General features: G+C 61.3%; 14 protein-coding genes. 2 read left to right on the top strand and 12 right to left on the bottom strand.

Translation table 11 applies throughout. The annotated features are described in order from the left end of the window. The first annotated feature begins 134 nt into the window (after positions 1-134). Positions 135-1,244, top strand: coding sequence for a TRAP transporter substrate-binding protein (locus tag MIC97_RS14945; RefSeq protein ID WP_239800660.1), 1,110 nt, complete (start codon positions 135-137; stop codon positions 1,242-1,244). A 588-nt stretch (positions 1,245-1,832) separates the two neighbouring features. Continuing rightward, positions 1,833-2,843, top strand: coding sequence for a nitronate monooxygenase family protein (locus MIC97_RS14940; RefSeq protein WP_239800659.1), 1,011 nt, complete (start codon positions 1,833-1,835; stop codon positions 2,841-2,843). Between the two features lie 410 nt (positions 2,844-3,253). Here the strand turns inward: MIC97_RS14940 and MIC97_RS14935 are convergent, their stop codons facing one another. The 12 genes from MIC97_RS14935 to MIC97_RS14885 all read right to left on the bottom strand — a co-directional run bounded on the left by MIC97_RS14935 (position 3,254) and on the right by MIC97_RS14885 (position 17,463). Further along, positions 3,254-4,324 carry an acyl-CoA dehydrogenase family protein gene (locus MIC97_RS14935; protein WP_239800658.1) on the bottom strand — a complete coding sequence of 357 codons (1,071 nt, stop codon included), beginning with the start codon at positions 4,322-4,324 and terminating at the stop codon, positions 3,254-3,256. 3 nt (positions 4,325-4,327) lie between these two features. Then, entirely contained in the window at positions 4,328-5,515 is a 1,188-nt protein-coding gene (locus MIC97_RS14930; RefSeq protein WP_239800657.1) for an acyl-CoA dehydrogenase family protein, read from the bottom strand. Then, positions 5,516-5,644, bottom strand: a complete 129-nt coding sequence (locus MIC97_RS25110) for a hypothetical protein (protein WP_275592353.1) — start codon at positions 5,642-5,644, stop codon at positions 5,516-5,518. Between the two features lie 3 nt (positions 5,645-5,647). After that, positions 5,648-6,421 carry an SDR family oxidoreductase gene (locus tag MIC97_RS14925; RefSeq protein ID WP_239800656.1) on the bottom strand — a complete coding sequence of 258 codons (774 nt, stop codon included), beginning with the start codon at positions 6,419-6,421 and terminating at the stop codon, positions 5,648-5,650. Positions 6,422-7,072: 651 nt separating this feature from the next. After that, the gene (locus MIC97_RS14920; protein WP_239800655.1) at positions 7,073-7,768 is read right to left on the bottom strand and encodes a TetR/AcrR family transcriptional regulator; all 696 of its coding nucleotides are present in this window, start codon (positions 7,766-7,768) and stop codon (positions 7,073-7,075) included. A gap of 226 nt (positions 7,769-7,994) precedes the next feature. Further along, complete coding sequence (locus MIC97_RS14915; protein WP_239800654.1) at positions 7,995-8,429, bottom strand: PaaI family thioesterase; 435 nt, start codon at positions 8,427-8,429, stop codon at positions 7,995-7,997. A gap of 1 nt (position 8,430) precedes the next feature. Then, a complete protein-coding gene (locus tag MIC97_RS14910; RefSeq protein WP_239800653.1) occupies positions 8,431-9,099 on the bottom strand; it encodes a histidine phosphatase family protein in 669 nt (222 codons plus the stop codon). A 595-nt stretch (positions 9,100-9,694) separates the two neighbouring features. Continuing rightward, on the bottom strand, positions 9,695-11,401 hold the full coding sequence (locus MIC97_RS14905) for a TRAP transporter large permease subunit (RefSeq protein ID WP_239800652.1): 1,707 nt from the start codon (positions 11,399-11,401) through the stop codon (positions 9,695-9,697). Continuing rightward, positions 11,398-11,982, bottom strand: coding sequence for a TRAP transporter small permease subunit (locus MIC97_RS14900; protein WP_239800651.1), 585 nt, complete (start codon positions 11,980-11,982; stop codon positions 11,398-11,400). The genes MIC97_RS14905 and MIC97_RS14900 overlap by 4 nt, the downstream gene beginning before the upstream one ends. Positions 11,983-12,157: 175 nt before the next feature. Beyond that, positions 12,158-15,193, bottom strand: a complete 3,036-nt coding sequence (locus tag MIC97_RS14895) for an aminotransferase class III-fold pyridoxal phosphate-dependent enzyme (RefSeq protein WP_239800650.1) — start codon at positions 15,191-15,193, stop codon at positions 12,158-12,160. A gap of 85 nt (positions 15,194-15,278) precedes the next feature. After that, the gene (locus MIC97_RS14890) at positions 15,279-16,142 is read right to left on the bottom strand and encodes a helix-turn-helix transcriptional regulator (protein WP_239800649.1); all 864 of its coding nucleotides are present in this window, start codon (positions 16,140-16,142) and stop codon (positions 15,279-15,281) included. 64 nt (positions 16,143-16,206) lie between these two features. Then, on the bottom strand, positions 16,207-17,463 hold the full coding sequence (locus MIC97_RS14885) for a cysteine desulfurase-like protein (protein ID WP_239800648.1): 1,257 nt from the start codon (positions 17,461-17,463) through the stop codon (positions 16,207-16,209). Positions 17,464-17,499 lie beyond the last annotated feature (36 nt).

Here is a 17,499-nt window from a genome sequence, read left to right as displayed (position 1 = left end):
CGACAGCCCTTGGCGCTGGACTCGATATTGACCGCGTGTAATGTCTTGCCGAAAGCTGGCCTGGCAAATCAAATACTTCCTTTCGGAGGTATTCGTTGCAGGCTGGTGCACCATCAGGAAAGGGAGGAGAATTTATGGATCGCCGTTCATTCATCAGGAAGGCCGGCACGACCGGCGTGGGAGCCGTTGCCGCCGGGGCAGCACTTGCCACCCCGGCCATCGCCCAGAGCAACCCGAAGATCACATGGCGGCTCGCCTCCTCCTTCCCGAAATCGCTGGAAACCGTCTATGGCGGCGGCGAGGTGATGGCGAAGATGCTGTCGGAAGCGACCGACGGCAATTTCCAGATTCAGGTCTTCGCCGCCGGTGAGCTGGTGCCCGGCCTGCAGGCCGCAGACGCTGCCAGCACCGGCACCGTCGAAGTGGCGCACACGGTAGGCTACTATTACTGGGGCAAGGACCCGGCATGGGCGCTGGGTTCCGACGTGCCGTTCTCGCTCAACGCGCGCGGCCGCAATGCCTGGCACTATCATGGCGGCGGCATCGAGCTTTACAACGAATTCCTCGCCAAGCAGAACCTGTTCGGCCTGCCCGGCGGCAATACCGGAACCCAGATGGGCGGCTGGTTCCGCAAGGAAATCAACACGCTCGACGACCTCAAGGGCCTCAAGATGCGCATTGCCGGCTTCGCCGGAGCGGTGGTGGAGAAGCTCGGCGTCGTGCCGCAGCAGCTTGCCGGCGGCGATGTCTATCCGTCGCTTGAAAAGGGCACCATCGACGCCGCCGAATGGGTCGGCCCCTATGACGACGAGAAGCTCGGCTTCCACAAGGTCGCGCCTTATTACTACTATGCCGGCTGGTGGGAAGGCGGCCCGACCGTCCACTTCATGTTCAACAAGGACAAGTACGAGGAACTGCCGGCCGCCTACAAGGCGATGCTGCACACCGCCTGCCGCGCGGCGGATGCCGACATGCTGCAAAGATACGATTACCTGAACCCGAAGGCGCTGCGCTCGCTGGTCGCCAATGGTGCACAGCTTCGCCCCTTCAATCAGGAAATCCTGTCGGCCTGCTTCGATGCCGCCAGCGAGATTTACACGGAGATGAGCGCCAAGAACGAGGAATTCAGGAAGATCTGGGATTCGATGGCCGCGTTCCGCAAGGACCACTATCTGTGGGCGCAGGTGGCCGAATACAATTTCGACACCTTCATGATGGTGCAGCAGCGCGCCAACAAGCTCTGACGGCAACAAACGCGAACATGAAAAACCCGGAGTCTTGCTCCGGGTTTTTTTGTCTGGTCTCGTGACGCGCCTCACAGGCAGAACTGAGCATTTGGCCAGCTGCGCCGGACGGCACCAGCAAACGATTTTGGCCTGCCGTAGAACCGTTCCGCCTCGTCAGCCCGTGATCAGAGCGCGCAACCAGCATAAGAAGACTCTACCGGTTCTCGCCAAGCATAAACTGGCAGACATTGCGGATGCCTTCATCCGCCTCTGAACATGGCAATAAATCGAGAGGGAGCAATCACTCCGTTCGGGATGCCGGGCGTGTTGTTTTTCTATACGGACAGCGATGATCTATTCCCGATCATGGGCCTGTGGCCTGCCTTCCTGTGGATGAGGAATTCAGGTTGCTGGACGGGCCCATTCACATGGCTGCACCACTATGAAACGGAGAAGGAAGTTGTTGCACTTTCAGGCAGGTGGCGACAAAAGCGTATAAGTGCATTCAGTGCTTTATCCGGCAGGACCGGCAAGGCCGGCTGGCGCGATGCTCCTGATCCTCGCCCATCTGAAATCATCCTGCCACGGCTATGAGGAGTCGGCCGCATGACATCGTTTGAAAATCGCTTCACCCGCATGTTCGGAATCGAACACCCCATCGTTCAGGGCGGCATGCAGTGGGTGGGACGGGCCGAACTTGTTTCCGCCGTTGCCAATGCCGGCGCTCTGGGTTTCATCACTGCCCTCACTCAGCCCACCCCGGAAGCGCTGGCACAGGAAATCCGCCGCTGCCGCGACATGACGGATCGTCCTTTTGGCGTCAATCTGACGACACTGCCCACCATCAACCCGCCGCCTTATGCTGAGTACCGGGATGCATTGATCTCAGAAGGGATCAAGATCGTCGAAACCGCAGGGAACCGGCCGACCGAGCATCTTGAATCCTTCCGTGCAGCCGGGGTGAAAGTCATCCATAAATGCACATCGGTCAGACACGCGCTTTCAGCTGAGCGCCTTGGCGTCGACGCGATCTCGATTGATGGTTTCGAATGCGCCGGCCATCCCGGCGAAGACGACATTCCCGGCCTGATCCTCATACCCGCCGCAACGCGCAAATTGTCGATCCCGGTTATCGCATCGGGCGGCTTCGCGGACGGCCGGGGGCTCGTCGCGGCGCTGGCGCTGGGTGCCGAAGGCATCAACATGGGCACACGTTTCCTTTGCACGCAGGAAGCCCCCGTTCACGAGGCCGTAAAGGCGCGGATTGTGGAAGCTGACGAACGTGCTACCGACCTGATCTTCCGGACCTTGCGCAACACATCGCGTGTGCAGCGCAATGCTGTGAGCACGGAAGTTGTCGAAAAGGAAAAGCAGGGCGCAAGCTTTGAGCAGATCCGGGATCTGGTGTCGGGCCAGCGTGGAAGGAAAGTCTACGAGACCGGAGACCTCGACTATGGCATCTGGTCCGTCGGCATGGTGCAGGGCCTTATTCACGACGTGCCGACGGTCAGAGAGCTTGTCGAGCGTATCATGTCGGAAGCGCGGCAGATCGTGGCAAACAGGCTGCCCGGACTGCTCGCGACATCTGCACACCCGGTTACAGCCGCCGCTGAATAGCCTTTCAGCCAGAGAAAACGGGGCCGCTGATCAGCGATCCCGTTCTTTGGTTCGGGCAGAGGCAAATCAGGTTGGGTGCCACCCTTTTTTGGAACGGTGTCTCGCCCGCGCGATCACCCGCATGGTGCGTGCAGTGGCCGACTTGTCAGGAACGCGCATCCACAAGCTGGTGTTCAGGAAGCGCCGAACGTTCTGCCTTCCTCGCCTCCCCCATAGGCGTCAGCTGCAATGCGCGAGATATTCCGGGGGTGTGGCGTCCGGAATTTGCCTCATCAGGAAAGCAGCCCGACCCTTTCCTCTTGCCGGGTTGGGCAACGAGACATCAAGGTTTTCGGAACCGACGAAGGTCAGTTCCAGAGCAATCAACTAGACATGTCGCTGCGCTGCGTCCGTGCTCAGGAAAGCTCTATTCACGCAGCATAGGACTGCATGACCTCCTCAAGGCAATGGTCCGTGTCGCCCAACTGGTGATCGATCATGACAAGACGTTTGGAGTAATGCGAACCGGCGTATTCCCAGGTCATGCCGATGCCGCCACTCATCTGGATCGTCTCCTCTGCCACCAGACGCGCGGCCCGGCCGATGAGGTTCTTTGCCATGGCCGCCCTGAGGTCGCCATCAGGTCCATCCAGAGCATCGGCGGCCGCAATCGTGATCGAACGGGCCTGTTCGATTTCGGTCAGCAGATCGACGGTTCGATGCTGAAGGGCTTGGAAGCTTCCAATGGCAACGCCGAATTGGCGGCGGGTTTTGAGGTAGTCCAGAAGAAGCTCATAGGCAAACTGCATCGCGCCAACCGCTTCCGCACACAGGGCCAGCCGCCCGGCTCTGATCACGCTGTTCAGCAGCGCCCCGGCGTCCCTGGCGAGCAACACGGCCGGAGTTTCGTCCATTAGAACCTCGGCCGCGCCGCCTCCGTCAATCATGCCGTAAGGCGTGATACCGGCTGCGCGGGGATCGACCTCGAAGACGGCCGGCTTGCCGTCCAGCAGTGCGGCAATGAGGAGCCTATCCGCCACCTGCGCGCCATATACCGCGGTCTTGCGGCCCGAAAGAGTAAAGCCCACCCCGTTCCCGCGCGCACAGGTGGCAATGCCGGCGAGGTCGTAGGGGGCATCAATTTCGGAAATGCCCACCGCATAACGGATGGAGCCATCGACAAGGCCTGCCTGATCCTGACCCACCGCGCCCAAAACACGGCTGGCAAGAAGAGCGGGCAGAAAAGGTTCGGGACACAGAGCGCGGCCCAGCGCTTCGAACACGACGGAGATATCGAAACCCGTTCCGCCAAAGCCGCCCTGCTCTTCCGGAACCAGAGCCCCCGGAATACCCAGCTCGGCCAGTTCCGACCACTGCCCTGCATCGGAGTAAGGCGCGGTATAAGCGACGCGGTTGCGCGTTTCCCAATCATACCGGCCGGCAAGGAAGCGGCTGAGCGTTTCAGACAGCATCTGCCGGTCTTCAGTCATATCGAAATTCATGGCTTACAATCCCAGCATCGCTTTGGTCAGGATATTTCGCTGGATCTCGTTCGATCCTCCGAAGATCGATGTCTTGCGGTTGTTGAAATAGGTGGCAGCATTGGCCTCCGAGTTCAGCGGACCGAACATGAGATTTGCTTCGGTTATCGTTCCCGGAAATGGAGCCGCCACCGGGCCGAGCGCGCGGCGGGCCAGATCACGCAGTTCCTGACTGACCTGCGTTCCCTTGATCTTGAGGATGGAAGTTTCCGGTCCGGGATGGCCCTGTTTCTGCGCCTGATACAGCATGCGCAGATTCGTGATCTTCATCGCTTCCAGATCGATTTCCACGCGGGCGATGCGCGCTGCGAACAGCGGGTCCTCTATAAGAGGTTTGCCTTTGCGGATCATCCTGCGTGCAAGTGATTTCACCTCTTCCAGTGCCTGCATCGAGATGCCGACGCCCGCGATATTCGTGCGCTCGTGGCTCAGGAGGAATTTGGCGATCGTCCAGCCCTTGTTTTCCTCTCCGACGAGATTGGAGACGGGCACACGCACATTGTCGAGAAAGACTTCGTTGACCTCATAGCCACCCTCGATCAGGCGGATGGGCCGCACCTCAAGCCCCGGAGAGGGGATGTCCATCATGAGAAAGCTGATGCCCTCCTGGGGCTTGCCTTCCTTTTTTGTCCGCACGAGGCAGAAGATTTTGTTGGCGTGCTGCCCAAGGGTTGTCCATGTCTTCTGTCCGTTGACGACATAGTGGTCGCCATCGCGTTCGGCGCGCGTTTTCAAACTCGCAAGATCCGAGCCCGCACCGGGTTCCGAATAGCCTTGCGCCCACCAGTCTTGACCTGAAAGAATCCGTGGCAGAATGCTGTCCTTCTGCTCCTGCTTGCCGAAATTCTGGATCACGGGCCCCAGCATGCTCGGGCCAAACGGCACGATGCGCGGTGCGCAGGCCCGGTTGCATTCCACATCGAAGAGATAGCGCTCCACCGGCGTCCAGCCGGGTCCGCCATATTCTTTCGGCCACGTCGTTCCCAGCCACCCCTTGCGGCCGAGGATTTCATGCCATTCCTGTATGACGGCACGCGGCAACTCGGCGCCTGAACGGACGGCCGCGCAAATATGCTCTGGCAGGCTGGCGTTCAGAAAGTCCCGGACTTCCTGCTGAAAGTCCAGTTCCCGTTGCGTAAACTTCAAGTCCATTCAGGTGTCCTTTCCTGCGCGTTGCAGCAAGCCAAAGAAGTCCGCGCTCAGGGATGCTGCCAGCGCAAGCGCGCGGCCGATGCCGCCCACCGCGCCTGTCACCACCGCAATCCTGCCGGCGATCTCCATGAATCAGGCCCACATATTGGTGCCGCCGCACAGCGTCAGCGCCTGCCCCGTCATGAAGCTGCTTTCATCCGACGCAAGGAAGACCGCGACGCCCGCGAAATCCTCCGGCTCGCCAAAGCGGCGAAGCGGAACCTGGGTGCGCGCCCGCTCCTCGGCTTCCGGCGAATCCCACAGCGCACGGGCGAAATCAGTTTTCACCACACCGGGGCAGATCGCATTGGCCCGAATGCCCTGCGGCCCATATTCCAGCGCAAGGTTGCGGACGAGGCCGATCAGCGTCAGCTTCGACATGCCATAGACACCGAGCATCGACGAAGGCTTCAAAGCCCCCACGCTCGCGGTAAAGATCAGCGACCCGCGCTTCTTCTCAGCCATGTCCGGAACGACCAGCCGCGTCAGCCATAGATTGACCTGCACGTTGGTCTTCATGATCTTCTCATAGGCTTCGTCGGGTATCTCCGAGATCGGCCCGTAATGCGGGTTCACACCCGCATTGCCGATGAGAATATCGACTTTTCCGGCGACATCATGCGTTCTGGCAACCAATGCCTTCAGGTCGTCATCACGGCCCGCGTTCGCCGCCACTCCATAGACCCGTCTGGCTCTGCAATGGTCGTTGATTTCATCGGCAGCGAGATCGAGCTGGTCCTGCTTTCGGGAAGAAATCACGACCGTTGCGCCCTGTCTGGCAAGGCCGAGCGCCATCTGCTTGCCCATACCCCGCGATGCGCCCGTCAACAGCGCCACCCGCCCTGTGAGATCGAATAATCCGGTCATGCTCATGGTCCCTCAAAAAAATGCCGCTGCTGCGCTTCCGGGCAACGGCGGTCTGTCATGAATTCGAAGCCTCGAAGGTGGAACTGAAGCGCGGGCGGCCACAGCGTAATGAACCGCATCCGGGCCGTCGGCGAAACGCTTCCCCAAAGGAATAACCAAATCCTGACACTTGTCAGGCTACACCGGTACGAAGGCAGCTGACAAGCGTCATTTTGGCCTTTCGCCTGCTTCGTCAACGGTTGACGACAACGCTGCGATGCGATCGGCGAGTTCCGCAGGGACAGCTGAAAGCGCTGAAGAATTTTCGGTCTCATGCCGATCCATCGATGATCACGGAGGGTCCGGAAGAGGAATGGAAGTGAGACCTGCACCACGATTGCCGCATGTTGACCGCACGCGAGCGATCCATGGCAGGCCAATCCTCATGGGTCTCAACGGCTTCCGCCGAACGCTCATCGTTCAGAATGCCGGGAATGTGTGAGTGCAGGGCATGGCCCGCATGCCAGCCCCGCCTATAACGCGATGGCGAGCCCGGGAATCGCACCAGTCAGGCAGGCGCGGGATTGCAAAACGTTATAGGCAGGGGAAGCTGACTGTCGCTTTCTGACCGGATGCGGGCCGCGCTCCTTCTCCCTTTGGGTTAGCCGGGCGTTACCTGCCCGCCAAATCCGGCTCGACCGGACTTTCGAGAATGCGCACGATCATTGCCGCGGCTCCGCGTGAAACGAGTTGCACGAGAAGCTCGGAGCCGGCTCCCCTCGGATAGAGCCAGTCCCGCATCGGCGCGAAAGCGGAAAGAAAGACCGTCAGATTTGCCGCGACCTGCGCCCTTATGTCATCAGACGCCAGGCCAGCCCGTGCCGCCAGCAGCGCCCCGCTTTCCTCCAGCAGCTTTTCCTCGCGATCACGCATGGCCGCGCGATCCTCCTTGCGCATATCCGGCACCGAACGATAGATCAGCAGCGTTCCCTTGCGCTTCTTGTCCCATGTCTCGCGAAAATATTCGGCAAGTACATCTTCGAGACTGCGGCCTTCTTCCCTCAGCAGGTCGGGCAGCATCGGAACGTCGGTTCTGAACCAGAGCTGGTTCAGAAGCCTGCGCAAGGCATCATTTTTGTTCGCAACATAATCGTAGATGCTGGCATGATTGACGCCCGAGCGTCCGCAAATGTCACGAATGGTGGTGGATGCGAAACCCTTCTCAAGGAACAGATCAAGGGCTGCCTCGCAAATCTGCTCGCGGCGACGGCGCACCAGATCTTCATTGCGCACGACATCGACAGACGCCTCTGCCAGAACATTGCCCTTCCCACCTTCCGGATCGTCAGGCGGCGCATCTCGGGTCATCTGCAACTCCACGGCATACGGAATCCGACATCATTACCGCGCGTTTTGCAGCGCCTCAACCCGACGGCCATCCTGCCCCGGCTGAACCCCGTGCGCAAACAGGAAACTGACAAAGTCAGGATTTTCCCAACCGGGTGAACGCCTCGCCTTGAGGACAAACGTTTTCTTTCGCTTCAGTCTCCGGAGGCGGCTCCGTCAACCGCTGTGGCGTCCAGCCGCTTGCCTGCTAGTCGCCAACGCCAGTGTAACGAAAGACCCCCGTTCCGCTGGCGATCAGTGTTCCGGTGGCATCCGTGATCCGGCCTTCAGCGAAAAAGGTCGACTTCCCGCCCCCTGTCCGCCGCCCTTCCGCGATCAGAACATCGCCCGAGGGACGGGAAACGAAATGCGTCGTCAGCGACAGGGTCATGGCCTTGCGCCGAACCGCAGGATCGCCTGTGTAGCTGCCGCTGTAGCCCATCACCGTATCAAGGAGCACCGCATAGACGCCGCCGTGAGGAATGCCATAGCGATTGTTCAGATAGTCCTTCAAAGGCAGTTCGAACACCGCCCGGTCGGCAGACCAGGCCTTCATCACAAAACCCATATGGCGCTGAAAAGGATAGGCCGGCTCTGTCAGCAGCACATCGTCGTCGCCTGAGACCACATCGGGTTGCGTCATTTCATGCATAGGTCATCAGCCTTTCATCTGCCTGGCTTCGCAGATAGGGAACTTCGTTGAAGGCGTGCAGAAACATGCCGTTTGCGGACCCGACCAGCGTCGAGACCGCACAATTGCGCATCTGTAGTTGCAGGGAGATCATCTGCGGTGCGGGCGCATCGAGGACGCTGACGATTATCCGGCTGATTGCACCGCCACTGCTGACGGCCAGCACACGCCCCTTTTCCGCGATCATTGCATCGCGAGCACGCAGCACCCGTAAGGAAAAGTCGCGCCAGCTTTCCGGCGGATTGTCTATCTCGTCCCTCTGCCAGGCAAGCACGACATCCCGAAGCGCACGGAAATAAAGGCGGCGGTCACCCCGCACATCTGCCGGCAAATCTTCAGAACCGTAGCGCGCGGCAATAAGCTCGCCCGCGTTGAACTCGTTCAGCCCTTCGTGAACAATGGCGCTGGAGGGATCGAGGCCAAATCCGGCCGCAAGGCCTTCCAGTGTTTCGCGATGGCGACGCTGAGCACCAATATAGATCTTGTCTGGCCGTACAACTGCGCGTTCAGCAAGACTTTGCCCGAGCGCAAACGCCTGCTGATGACCAAGCTCTGACAGGACGTCATAGTCGGATTTGCCGAACGAAGCCTGAGCGTGTCGGACCAGCACGATCTCTGGCATGGATTGATCTTCTTTCCCCGAGCTACGTCAGGATTGGCAAGCGATCGTCGTCAAATTCCGCGGTCACCTGCCTCCCCTTTCCTGACAAATGTAAGGAAGGATTAGCTCCAAATCGGAGAGCAGACAACGGAATTGACATTTCATAAGTGTCATCGATCGAAAAATCTTCTCATATCATATTGATAATAATCTATATTTCTAAAATCACACCTCGCTCATCGCAGCAGAACCCGGTCGTTTGCCGATCATCGACGCACACTTTTTGAGTACCTGCTTTTCCTGACATGATGGGAAAAGCGAGGCGGCCAAACATCGGCATCCAGTTGCGAAGCCTTCAGTTCAACGGAAGCGCTTGTCTTGCCGTAGATCCGAACCCACCGCCTCATTGAAAAATCCTGACAGGCGCAGCAGCATGAAACCGCGCCTGCCAGGAGCCGCGAAGAGATGGAAGTGAATGCCTTTGCGAACACAGTGGAATCTGAACCCGGTGCCCGTCAGCAGTTGGCGGCCCCCGGGCCCGGATCATCATCCGCAGGACAGGATTCACGGCCCGACAAGTTCAACCCGGTCCGGAAACCGCGGCGCGTGACCTCGCCTAATTGAAGCTTGGTGGCTGGGAAAGGTCGGGAGCCGCAGGTGCTGAAGGTGCGCCAGGTGGAGACAGCTCAAACCCGTCGCCGCCGAGCGTCGGCAGGTCCGGCATCCGGATCTCGATGGTGCTGGGATCGACCACCTTGCCCTTGTAGTGCATGACCATTGCGGGAACAGCGATGGTGAGCGCGACCATGAAGATCTGGATGCCGACGAACGGCACCGCGCCCCAATAGATCTGCCCCGATGTTACCGGCGCTATCTTCTGGCGCGTGATCTTGTCGATATAGGACGAGCGCGGCGCGACGGAGCGCAGGAAGAACAGCGCAAAGCCGAAAGGCGGGTGCATGAAGCTGGTCTGCATGTTGACGCCGAGGATCACGCCGAACCAGATCAGGTCGATGCCCAGGCTTTCTGCAGCGGGGGCCAGCAGAGGCACGATGATGAAGGCGAGCTCGAAGAAATCGAGGAAGAAAGCCAGAAAGAATACGAGGATGCTGACCACGATGAGGAAGCCGAGCTCGCCGCCCGGCAGCGAGGTGAGCAGATGCTCGACCCACACATGCCCGTTCACGCCATAGAAGGTGAGCGAGAACACGCGGGCGCCGATGAGGATGAACAGCACGAAGGACGACAGCCGCGTGGTGGAGGCAAGCGCCTGCCTGACCAGATCGAGCGAGAGCCTGCCCTTGACCGCCGCCATGACCAGAGCGCCAACCGCGCCCATCGCTCCGCCTTCGGTCGGCGTCGCTATGCCGAGGAAGATGGTGCCGAGCACCAGGAAGATGAGAGCCAGCGGCGGGATCAGCACGATCACCACCTGCTGCGCCAGCCGCGACATCAGGTTGATGTTGAGCCCCTTGTCGGCGATGGCCACGAGATAGATCACGACGACGCCGACCGAGCCGCCAAGTATGTCGGCATTGGCGCCATGCGTGGGTTCCAGATAGTGATAGGCGGCCCAGCCGATCGCGCCGGCAAACAGCAGGGCGGCAAACAGCGAGGTCGCGCCATGGCCGAGGGTGCGCGCTTCGGGCGGCAGTGCCGGCATGGAATTCGGCCGCACGAACGACATCACCAGCACGTAGAGCATGTAGAGGCCCGTCAGCACCAGACCGGGAATGAGCGCGCCCTTGTACATGTCGCCGACGGAGCGGCCGAGCTGGTCGGCCAGCACGATCAGCACCAGCGAAGGCGGGATAATCTGGGCCAGCGTGCCGGACGCCGCGATCACGCCGGAGGCAAGCCGGCGGTCATAGCCATAGCGCAGCATGATCGGCAGCGAAATCAGGCCCATGGCAATGACGGATGCGGCCACCACGCCGGTGGTCGCCGCCAGCAGCGCACCGACCAGAATGACGGCGTAGGCCAGACCGCCCCGGATCGGTCCGAAGAGCTGCCCGATCGTGTCGAGCAGGTCCTCCGCCATGCCAGAACGTTCCAGCACGATGCCCATGAAGGTGAAGAAAGGTATGGCCAGAAGCGTCTCGTTGGCCATGACGCCGCCATAAAAGCGGTCCGGCAGGGCCGTGAGCAATGGCCAGGACAGGTTGATCGACCCTCCCGACAGTGGCGCCAGCTCGACGCCGATGAAGAAGAACAGCAGTCCGTTCGCGGCGAGAGCAAAGGCAACGGGATAGCCGAACAGCAAAAACACGATCAGCGACAGGAACATGATCGGCGCCATGTTCTGGGCAATGAATTCGATCATGAGCGAACCTCGTCAGCCAGTGCCTTGGCGTCGAGCTCGGCCTGTTCATGTGCGGATATGAAGGGGTTGGGATCGTCCATCCGGCCGCGCATGACGGCGATCTTCTTGATGATCTCCGATATCCCCTGGAACGTCAGCAGGACGAAACCTGCCAGAAGCAGCGCCTTGGCAGGCCAGATGATGAGCCCGCTGGCGTTGGTCGACATCTCGCCGCTGCGCACCGACCGCAGCGTGTAGGGAATAAGATAATAGACCATCAGCAGGCAGAACGGCATCAGGAAGAACAGATGGCCGATCAGGTCGATCCAGTGTTGCACGCGGCGCGACCACAGACCGTAGACGATGTCGATGCGGATGTGCTCGTTCTGCTTGAGCGTGTAGGCGGCGGCGAGCAGGAAAGCCGCGCCGAACAGATACCATTGCAGCTCAAGCCAGGCGTTCGAAGACATGTTGAACGTCTTGCGCACCACAGCATTGACGGAACTGACGAGAATGGAGGCGAGGATCAGCCAGGAGACCCATTTGCCGATGAATTCGTTGACGCGGTCGATAGCCCGGGACAGAGCGAGAAGCCCTTCCATGCAGTCCTCCCTGATGCGCACGCGCGTTGTCTCCCCCGGATCCTGAGCGCGGCCTGAGGCAGAAACCTATGACTTGCATGGCAGTAACGGTCAACAGCAGGCACGCAAGGGTCTTCGCGTTACTCACCGGAACACGCAACGTCATGCGACGAAAGTCGCATGACGTTGCCGATTTTCAGGGCCTTGTGGCGCGCAGCGCCGCCCCTGCCTCCCTCAGGCACAGATTCAGCCTGTCGAGCAGCATGTCGATGTCATCCGCACCGATGGTCAGCGGCGGCCGGATCTTGAGAATGTTGTCGGCCGGGCCTTCGCGGCCGACAAGGATGCGCATGTCCCGCAGGCGGTTCATCACGTAATCGGCAAGGTCCGTGCCGGGCGCACGGCTCTCCCGGTCGATGACCAGATCGAGGCCGGTGAACAGGCCGATGCCCCGCACATCGCCGACGATCTCGTGCCGCCCGCCCAGTTCGCGCATGCCGGAAAGCAGGCGATTTCCCATCAGCCGGGCATTCTCCTGCAACCTCTCGTCCTCGACGATATCGAGCACTTCGGACGCGATGCGGCAGGACAGGTTGGAACCGCCGAAGGTGGAGAAATATTCCGGCCCTTCGGCGAAGCGGGCGGCGATTTCGCGCGTGGTTATGACCGCGCCCACCGGGTGACCGTTGCCGAGCGGCTTGCCGAGAACCACGATATCGGGCCGCACCTTCTGCTGCTCGAAACCGAAATAACAGTCGCCCAGACGGCCAAGTCCCGTCTGCACCTCGTCGGCGATGCAGATGCCGCCCGCTGCCCGGATGCGTCGATACACTTCCGCCAGATAGCCTTCCGGGGGAATGATCTGGCCGCCGACGCTGGGAAAGGTTTCGGCAATGAAACCGGCCAGCCTGCCGCCGTTGCGCCCGATTTCGGCCAGCGCCTCGTCCACCTGCGCGGCATAGCGTGCGGCCCGGTCCGGATCATCGCGGCGGAAACGGCCGCGATAATCATCCGCCACATCGACAAGATGCACCCATGGCCGCCTGCCGTGCATGCCGGGCTTGTTGAACTTGTACGCGGAAATGTCGATCGCGCCGGTGGTGTTACCGTGATAGCCATGATCCGGCGTCACGATGTCGTAGCCGCCGCTCGCGGCGCGGGCCAGCCGCAGCGCCAGTTCATTGGCTTCCGAGCCGGAATTCACGAAGAAGCAGATTTCCAGTTCCTTCGGCAGACGTGCGGTCAGTCGTTCCGCCAGTGCCGTCTGGGCGGGATGCAGATAGCGCGTGTTGGAGTTCATGCGCGCAAGCTGGTCGCAGGCCACAGCCCGGATGCGCGGATGCGCGTGGCCGACATGCGGCACATTGTTGTAGGCGTCGAGATAGGGCCTGCCCCACTGGTCGAAAAGGTGATGGCGCCAGCCACGCAGCAGCGTGACCGGCTGGCGATAGCTCAGTTTCAGATTGCTGCCGAACCGTGCGTTGCGCTCGGCCAGAAGCGCATCCGTGTCGATCACCGTGCAGGCCACACGGTCGTCGGGCAGGTTCAGCAGGGCGGCCGGGTTCGGGCAGATCGCCTGCCACAGCGTCCAGTCGTCCGGATCGGCAACGCCCGGCCAGTCATGGCCCATGCCGTCCAGTGTCAGCGCAAGCTGGAAGTGCAGATGGGGCTCCCAGCCGCCATTGCCCTCCGGCGCGCCCAGTGCGGCGAAGGCAGCCCCGGCCGCAATCTCGTTACCAACCCTGAGGGTTTCGCATATGACAGGATCGAGATGGCCATAGAGCGCATAGAAGATGTCGCCCTCGTCCGTGCGGTGTTCGAGGATGGCGACCCCGCCATAATCGAGCGGGTTGGCGCGATATTCCACCATCGCCACCTTGCCGGCCACCGGCGCATGCACGGCCTGTCCGGCCGGAGCGAAAATGTCGACAGCCATATGGATGCTACGGCGGTTCGACGCCTTCCATGGCCCCTTGCGAAAGGCATGGTCGGTGTAGATCAGGCGCGGTTCGGCATAGCGGCCAAGGCGGATGCGATCATCCGCATGGCCGGTCAGGCAGCGCGCTTCATCGGGGCGGAGGCTGAACGGGTTTTCCGGCAGAATAGCATCCTCGACGGAAAGGCTCGCAATCTCCGCCTCATCGAGGCCTGTTCCCATGACCGGCGCGAAGCTGCCGCGTCGTGCATCGAGCCACGCCATGACCCGTTCGCTGCCTTCCGTCACCGGCAGGCCGCATGCGGCGCGCAATCGCGCTCCCATCAGGGAACCGTCAATCGCCGCATTTTCCAGCAACCGCCACGCCGGAGCCTGTGAAATCGTGACATAAGGATCGTCCGGCTTGCCGGCCGATTCGATCGCCGAGTTGACGACGCTGACGGCCAGCCGCATGCGCAGCAGCGGCCAGATCAGGTCGATCTCGCCGGCGGCAAGCGGCACAACGCCATGATAACCGGCGACAAGGGCTGCAAGCGCCTCTTCCGGCTTTTCGTGATCGAGGATGGCATAGGCACCGGCAATGGCAAGGCCGCAGACGCGAGGTGCCACGGTCATGTCGCCGAAATCGATCAGCCCGCTGATCTTCGCCGGCTCCGTCAGACCCGGTTCGATGAGGATGTTGTAATCATTGAGATCGTTGTGCAGGGGCTGTGCGGGCAGCGCCGCGAGCCGGGGAAACACGCGCTCGTAATCGCCCAGAATGGCCTCCATCAGCGCCCGGCGCGGACCGTCGCCCAGCACATCCGGATGGGACGCGATCCATCCGGCTTTCATAAGATCCCACTTCGCCGCTTCCTGCGCGGGCCCGAGCGCGAATCCCGCAAGCGCGCGGTCCAGCCGCGCCGTCATTTCACCAAGTTGCGACAGCAGAACAGGACTTTGCGGCCCCAGTTCGCCCATGGCGATGCCCGGCAGCGCGCGCTGCACCCAGACCAGCCTTGGCTGTCCCCTCTCATCGTCCACCATCTGCCAGAGCCGGCCATCCGGGAACGGCAAGATTTGCGGCAAGGGCAGACCGGGATCGGCGGTACGGGCAAATGCGATGGCCGCGCACTGGCGCTCGACCAATGACGCATCCGCCTGCGGGCGCATCGCCTTCACGATAATGTCGCCATCAGCGGTGAGGCCACGAAAATTGAGATCGTGCTCTCCGCCGAGCCGTCTCAACGGCCCCGTAGGCGCGAACTGCCCCGTCGCGCCGAGAAGCCACTCATGCCCAATAGCCTGATCGTTCATAAGCCGTCTCCTGAACTTGCTGAGCGGGTGGTATCAAAGCCTCATACCTGCCTGTTATCCACCCAAAGGAGGAACCGCTGGATAGCTACCTTCGCTCTCCCGCCAGCACATCCTTCTCCTGAAGCGAGCGGATGAACAGCGAGAACAGCTCCTGCTGCGTGGCAAGGCCGAGCTTGGCATAGAGGTTCTGGCGGTGGGTCTTCACCGTGGTGATGGAAATGCCGAGGTTGCGGGCGATGGAATCGCCCGAATGACCCTTGAGGATCATGTGGGCCACCTCGCACTCACGCGGGCTGAGCGTACCCTTGCCGAAGTCGACAAGCAGATGATCGAGCGGCGAGATGCGACGCTCATTCCGGGCCGGGCGTGGGCGATGCTGCCAGATGGCGCGAAAGACGGAACCGACAAGCGGCTCCACGGCACTGAGGACTGCACAATCCTGATCGCTGAAACCGCCCCGGCTGGCGAGCCGGTAGAGGCTGATCTCCCCCAGTTCGGCCTCGGGAAGCTCGATGGCGATCACCACTTCCTCCCGGCCCGCAGGCCAGCCCCAGGTGCGGTAGCCAAGCTCCTCGTCGGAATATTGGCGCACCTTGAAACGGCTGTAGTGGTCGGAAGAGAAATAGTTGTCAGGGGCCAGATCGCGCAGACGGTAGACGCCGGCCTTCAACCCGGCCAGATAGGCATTGTAGACCGGGTTGAGGATATAGGTTCCGTCGAGATAGAGATCCATCGCCCGCCTGGCGGTCGGGTCGTCGAACGTATCTCCGATGTGATCGGGCGGCCCCTCACGCCTGTAGGCGACCGACATCACAAACTCGAACGGCACGATGCTTCTGATGGCGTTGAACAGGAGATGCGGGGCGTCGGCACGGTCGCAACGGTCGAGCGCCCGCGCGAGGCGGGCGCTGAATACGGCTACCGTGCCGCTGTCACTGTGCAAATCCAACCGATCCAATTCCCTGCCCGGATCGCCATCAGGCGATTGCCGGTCAGGCTAGCACGTCGGCCTTCTACGCAACAAGCTCGGCAATGGCGGCCAGCGTGCGCTCCACCTCTTCAAGCGTGTTGTAATGGGCGAGCCCAAGCCGCACGACGCCTTCATTCTCGGCCAGCCCAAGGAGCCGCGACGGTTCAAGCGCATAATTGTGCCCCGACCATGCCCAGATGCCCTTCCCCGCCAGTCCCTCAGCGATCGTGTGGGTGGACAGGCTTGCATGGGTGAAGGACACGGTGGGCACGCGGTGCTTCAGGGCTGCCGGATCGGTGATGCCCTGCACGGTTACGCCCGGCAGCGCCACCAGCCCTTCGATGAGCCTGCGGGTGAGACCATCCTCATAGGCGGCAAAGCTGCGATAGGCGCCAAGCAGCTTTTCCCGGCGCGACCCGGCATGGCCCGTGGCCTCGCCAAGCCATTCGACATAGGAAACGGTGGCGGCAAGGCCGGCAAGCAGTTCCGTCTGCGGCGTGCCGGCCTCGTAACGCTCCGGCAGGTCGTCGCTGGCGCAGCGCACCTTGTAGGGCTCAAGCTTGGCCAGAAGCTCCTCCCGGCCCCACAGCACGCCAAGATGCGGCCCGAAGAACTTGTAGGACGAGCAGACGAGGAAATCGCAGCCCAGCGCATGCACGTCGGGCAGGCGGTGCGGCACAAGCTGCACGGCATCGACATAGACCAGCGCGCCAGCCTTCTTGGCCACGGCGGTGAGAGCCGCCACATCGTTGACCGAGCCGGTCATGTTGCTGGAGAAGTTGAGTGCCAGAAGCCGTGTACGCTCGCTCAGAAGCTGTTCCAGATCGGCCGGCTCGATACGCCAGCTCTGGCGGTTGAACGGCAGCCATTTTACCGTCAGGCCAAGATCGCGGGCCAGCAGCAGCCACGGCGACACGTTGCCCTCATGATCCATCTGCGTGAGGATGATTTCATCGCCCGGCCTGAACAGCCGGCCGATAGAGCGCGACAGATGAAGCGTCAGGGCCGTCATGCTCTGGGCGATGACGATCTCGCGATGCGAGGTCGCTCCCAGCATGTCGGCCATCGCCTCATGCGCGTCCTGCCAGATCGCTTCGGCCCGCTTCGAGCCCTCGAAGAAACCGCCGAGATTGTGGGTGGCGCTGGCCATAGCCGCGGCGACCGCATCGATCACCTGCTGCGGAACCAGCGTGCCTGCGGGATTGTCGAAATAGACCGGCGGATTGTCCAGCTTCGATATGGCCGGAAAGCAGCTGCGCACCTGGTCTATGGGAAAAGCAGGAAGTGTGTGAACGGTCATGGCTCGCCTCGGAATGGAATAAAGAGCGCAGCTTGC

The sequence above is a fragment of the Aquamicrobium sp. NLF2-7 genome, from assembly GCF_022359935.1.
Lineage (GTDB): Bacteria > Pseudomonadota > Alphaproteobacteria > Rhizobiales > Rhizobiaceae > Mesorhizobium > Mesorhizobium lusatiense.
Note: the sequence above shows the minus strand (reverse complement) of the source record. Positions and strands in the feature narration are given on the sequence as shown.